The sequence below is a fragment of the Paenibacillus faecis genome (genome assembly GCF_008084145.1).
Lineage (GTDB): Bacteria > Bacillota > Bacilli > Paenibacillales > Paenibacillaceae > Fontibacillus > Fontibacillus faecis.
On the sequence record NZ_VSDO01000008.1, the window covers coordinates 1 to 4,200 of the forward strand.

Genomic DNA, 4,200 nt, shown 5'->3' on the forward strand with positions numbered 1-4,200 from the left:
TTCAGGCGTATTTACGCTGGCGAAACAAGAACAAACGTAAGGCCATTATTTTACGAGAGCAAAATAAGATCAAGGTTGTCTGAAGGGGCACTAAGATCGGGCATGTTCATTTTCATGTCGGCGATTTACAATTGGCCCGGCGATTTTATTGTGAAACGCTCGGCTTTGAGGTTACGGCGCACTACGGCAATTCCGCCTTGTTTATTTCCGCCGGGGGCTACCATCACCACATCGGCTTGAACCTTTGGGCAGGGGCCGGAGCGCCGGCCGCGCCGGAGGATGCCGTGGGCGTCCGCTATTTTACCGTATCCGTTCCTAACTTGGATGAGCTTAACGAGCTTGAGCAGCGGCTGATTGCCGGTCGGATTCCGTTCGAACGCCATTCGGGGGACATCGTATTGAGAGATCCGTTCGGGATCGGTATCCGAATCGAGATTTCCGATAGAGAAGAATAGAATAAAAAAGCGCTTCCCACTTTCTCCGGCGCTTCCTTTCCCCTATAATAAGGAATACGAATTCCGTAGGAAAGGACCGAATGCCATGCAGCTGTTCCCGCAATTGGAAACGGAAAGATTTATTTTGCGCAAGCTGACTTCCGAGGACGCCCGCGATTTGTTTCATTATTTTTCCAATGATGAAGTCACCAAATATTATGACCTGGACAGCTTTGTGGAACTACGGCAGGCCGAGGATTTAATTCAATCCTGGAACCGTCGGTTCAGCGAGAAGAAAGGGTTTCGCTGGGCTATTACCGAGAAGCCGAACAACAAAGTCATCGGAACGATCGGCTTCCATAACTGGGCGAAGGAACATTATAAAGCCGAAATCGGGTACGAGTTAAACCCCACTTATTGGGGAAAGGGCGTAATGACCGAGGTGCTGCAGGAAATTATGCGTTTCGGTTTTGAAGATCTCAGGCTGAATCGGATCGAAGCTTATATCGACCCTGACAATATTCGTTCCAGGTACCTGTTGGAAAAGACGGGTTTTCATGAAGAAGGCTATCTGAAACAATGTTTTTATGAGAAAAATCAGTTCGCTGACGCCGTCATTTTTGCCCTGCTCAAACAACAGTACGACTCAAATAGGACCTGAGATTTATATCGGATCACGCGCCCGGGAAACCGGGCGTTTTCCTTATTGACATGTTTCCTCGGCGGGTGGTTAAATATGGAATGTCGTACCCAGAGAGGAGATCAAGCATGAAGAAGTCGCACAAGTGTTTTGGAATTTGGAGCCTGATTCTGCTGCTTGCCGGAGGTCTGGTTCTATCCGGTTGTTCAGGCAAATCCGAAGGAGCGGAGGGCGGCGGTTCGCCGGAACCAAAAGCGGTCACTGAAGAAAATAATGCTGACGCGGAGACGGGGAAGATCACCGAACTCATGCAACGTTATTTTGATAAAGGGCTCAAATATCGAGGAAAAGATACGTCCGAACATCTCTCCGCCGAGATGCTGACCTATTATGGCGATGCTCCGGAAGGGATGGAGGCCGCCATTTATAAGGTCAATGTTAAAACCGGCACGGTAGTGGATGGGGTTAGCGGAATGCCGCTTTATAATCTGTTTCTCGATGCGAATTCAGTTCCTAATTTGAAGGATATGAGCGGGCAAGAAGCTAACCAGGCCTTGGAGGACATGATCCTTCCCGTTTTGAAGGAAAAAGGCTATGTCTATGAAGGGAAAATGGATGAGGTTTTCTCAGGTTTTGTAGGGGACGGTTTTCTTGAATTGGCGATCCCCGGGAGCGAGGAAGATACCGGAACAACGTTTCATCTGGAGGTGGAGCCGTTTACGAAGGAGCTCAAGACTTTGCCCAGTACAAGTATAGGTGAAATCGATGAAGATCTAGGGGACGGCGTTGCGGTGGGAGATAAAACTTCCGGCACGGAAGAAATCCCCCAACTGGCCAACTTAAGCGATTGGAATGAGCGCGGGTTCAACCAGGATCAGGAACAGTCATTCGATATGGATACGGCGTCCTGGGGGAAGGTTCGCTTGGTTTCCGGCTATTATTTGAAAGGGGACGAAAAAAAGCCGCTGTTCCTTTTGGCCGATGACCAGGATCGGGTTCTGTATACACTGCCTGATTCCCATCCGCAAAATTTACGGTTCCAAGACATTCTAGCGATCGGTTTCAAAGACATGAACGGGGATGGGTTGAAAGATATTGTGATCATTAATGAATATACGGAACCGAACAAGAAGAGCGGGCAGAAGGCTTTGTCCCGGGCGTCTGTATATTTTGCCCAAGAAAAGGTTTATAGTACGCTGCCTTGGTATAATGACGTGCTGAGCGACTCGGTCAAGAACTTGACGATCGCCAACCTGGAGAAAAAAGGAGCGGAGATTCTTCAGCGGATCCAATCGGACCTCAAAAAAGAGGACGCTCAAGCGGCGCTGGATACTTTATCCGGTTACATATGCACCCCTCAACTTCAACGATACTTGGATTGGGACTATGCGGCCTCGTCGGACTCGGTCGTCTTATTTATTAATGAAAGCAACACATTTTCGGAGAGCTACATTGTTTATGCTATAGCGGAACGGTTGGGAGAAGCGAGAAGCGCCGAATTGGCGTCCGATGCGAAGCTGGCAGGGCGGGTGAAACAGTATGAAAAGCTCGTCAGAGAGATGACAAATGATTTAGCTACTTACAATTATATTGCATCGGGCGGAGGGACGATTTGGCAAATCATTAACGCCGGTTCGGAGCTCGACCTTCAATTTGCCTTAAACCAGTATGCCGACGGAAACGCGAAGTCTTCTACCGTCGATGTAAAGGCGCTGGAATCGCTCCAGGAGGACTGGGACGGCTTTCACAGCGAATTGAAATCGGTGATTGAAAATAAGAAGATGGGAGCCGAAAACCCGGATGCCTTAGAGTTGTCGCCGGAAGATGTGGAGGAGCTAAAGGACATCGAGAAGGCCTTAGCAAAGAATATGGATCAGTTTGTAAAGCTCGCTTCCAAGGATCCTGATGCTTCCGTGTTTATCGAGCATATTGAGGATAGTTTGGGTTTTGAATGGTAAAGTTTAAAATAATGATGAAGAGAATCCCGCCTGTGGCGGGATTCTCTTGTTAGCCTTGATCCTCGTCGGATCTTTTGAAATGCAGCGGGGGAGGAATAAGCCACCCTTTGTCTTTGTTCAATCGAAGAATGCGCAGGCCGAACGCCGCTTTTGTCGTATGATATTTCGCAAATAATGCGCCGATATCCTCACGGAAGGACATCCCCATCATTTTGCTGCATGCGGCAAGCCCCAAGGCGGAATCCGCCGCGATTTTCGCGCCGATCTCCGGGTCGGAAAACCGGGCTCCCGGTGGAATGTCCTCCCAGGATACCGCAGGTCTTTCCGGAAATCCGGGAGCCGGCAAAACCCCGTGCTCGGTCAGCAGGGCGTCGCATTCTTTGGATTCCAGTTTGGCTTGGTCCAGAAGGTCTTTAAGCACTTCCTTCAGGTCCTTGTCACCGGCATGGTTTAAGTACGCCTGGTAGCATGAAATGGTTCCCTTGGCCATCATCGAGGTCTCCCAAATGCCGATAACCTCGCCGTAATGCATCGGTTGGTCTTTGGGATTCCCGCTCAAAATACCCATTAGAATATCTCCCTTGTTCTTAATGAATTACCCTACGGGTTCATTATTTACCTAAGGGACGATTTTAATGCTTGAGGTTTTCTTGGCGGGGGAAGGCTAGGTGCGGTTGATTGGAGTAAGGACTCATCGAACCTAATGGAGAAACAAACTTTTGGGAGAAACAAATTTTTGGATGAAATTACATTTGGCACTTCTCCAGCCTGCATGTTATATTGTAAATCCGGTCAGGGAATCGACCGGGTGATAAGCGAACTGGAAGGAATTACACCTTGTTATTGGAGCGCTTATCGTGATATATTATTACTCCGGCCGCTTCGACGGTGGCGCGGTAAGCAAACTGGTAAGAATTAGTTCTTGCAATCAGGTTTGCTGATGTGGTAAGATATAAAAGTTGCCGCTGATGAGGCGATAATGAAATGAACGAAGTTGATCTTTGAAAACTGAACAACGAGTGAGTATTAAAATGATGGAATTTAAATCGACCTTGTGTCGTTTGAAAATCCATTATATGAGAATTAATTTTCTCGTCAGTAACTGATTGAGCTAAGGCTCTTTCGAATAAAGCATCACTCGGATGGAACACCTCATTACCTTCGGGTA

At 48.1% G+C, this 4,200-nt stretch carries 5 protein-coding genes; 3 read left to right on the forward strand and 2 right to left on the reverse strand.

What is annotated here, in order from left to right; genetic code table 11:
• Positions 1 to 131 precede the first annotated feature (131 nt).
• From FRY98_RS28310 to FRY98_RS28320, 3 genes are all read left to right on the forward strand, one after another.
• Positions 132 to 455: a VOC family protein gene (locus FRY98_RS28310; RefSeq protein ID WP_249043551.1), complete on the forward strand. Its 324-nt coding sequence runs from the start codon at positions 132 to 134 to the stop codon at positions 453 to 455.
• Positions 456 to 540: 85 nt separating this feature from the next.
• Positions 541 to 1,095 carry a GNAT family N-acetyltransferase gene (locus tag FRY98_RS28315; RefSeq protein WP_148458066.1) on the forward strand — a complete coding sequence of 185 codons (555 nt, stop codon included), beginning with the start codon at positions 541 to 543 and terminating at the stop codon, positions 1,093 to 1,095.
• Between the two features lie 107 nt (positions 1,096 to 1,202).
• The gene (locus FRY98_RS28320; RefSeq protein WP_148458067.1) at positions 1,203 to 3,032 is read left to right on the forward strand and encodes a hypothetical protein; all 1,830 of its coding nucleotides are present in this window, start codon (positions 1,203 to 1,205) and stop codon (positions 3,030 to 3,032) included.
• 49 nt (positions 3,033 to 3,081) lie between these two features.
• On the opposite strand, the gene FRY98_RS28325 is transcribed toward FRY98_RS28320, so the two are convergent.
• Complete coding sequence (locus FRY98_RS28325; RefSeq protein ID WP_148458068.1) at positions 3,082 to 3,600, reverse strand: DUF3231 family protein; 519 nt, start codon at positions 3,598 to 3,600, stop codon at positions 3,082 to 3,084.
• A 262-nt stretch (positions 3,601 to 3,862) separates the two neighbouring features.
• The coding region (locus FRY98_RS28720; protein WP_211373385.1) for a hypothetical protein at positions 3,863 to 4,200 on the reverse strand (338 nt) is incomplete at its 5' end.

Excerpts from the sequence above, each read along its gene's own strand:
- FRY98_RS28315 (WP_148458066.1), top strand. The coding sequence starts at position 541 with ATGCAGCTGTTCCCGCAATTGGAAACGGAAAGATTTATTTTGCGCAAG.
- FRY98_RS28325 (WP_148458068.1), bottom strand. The coding sequence starts at position 3,600 with ATGGGTATTTTGAGCGGGAATCCCAAAGACCAACCGATGCATTACGGC.
- FRY98_RS28320 (WP_148458067.1), top strand. The coding sequence starts at position 1,203 with ATGAAGAAGTCGCACAAGTGTTTTGGAATTTGGAGCCTGATTCTGCTG.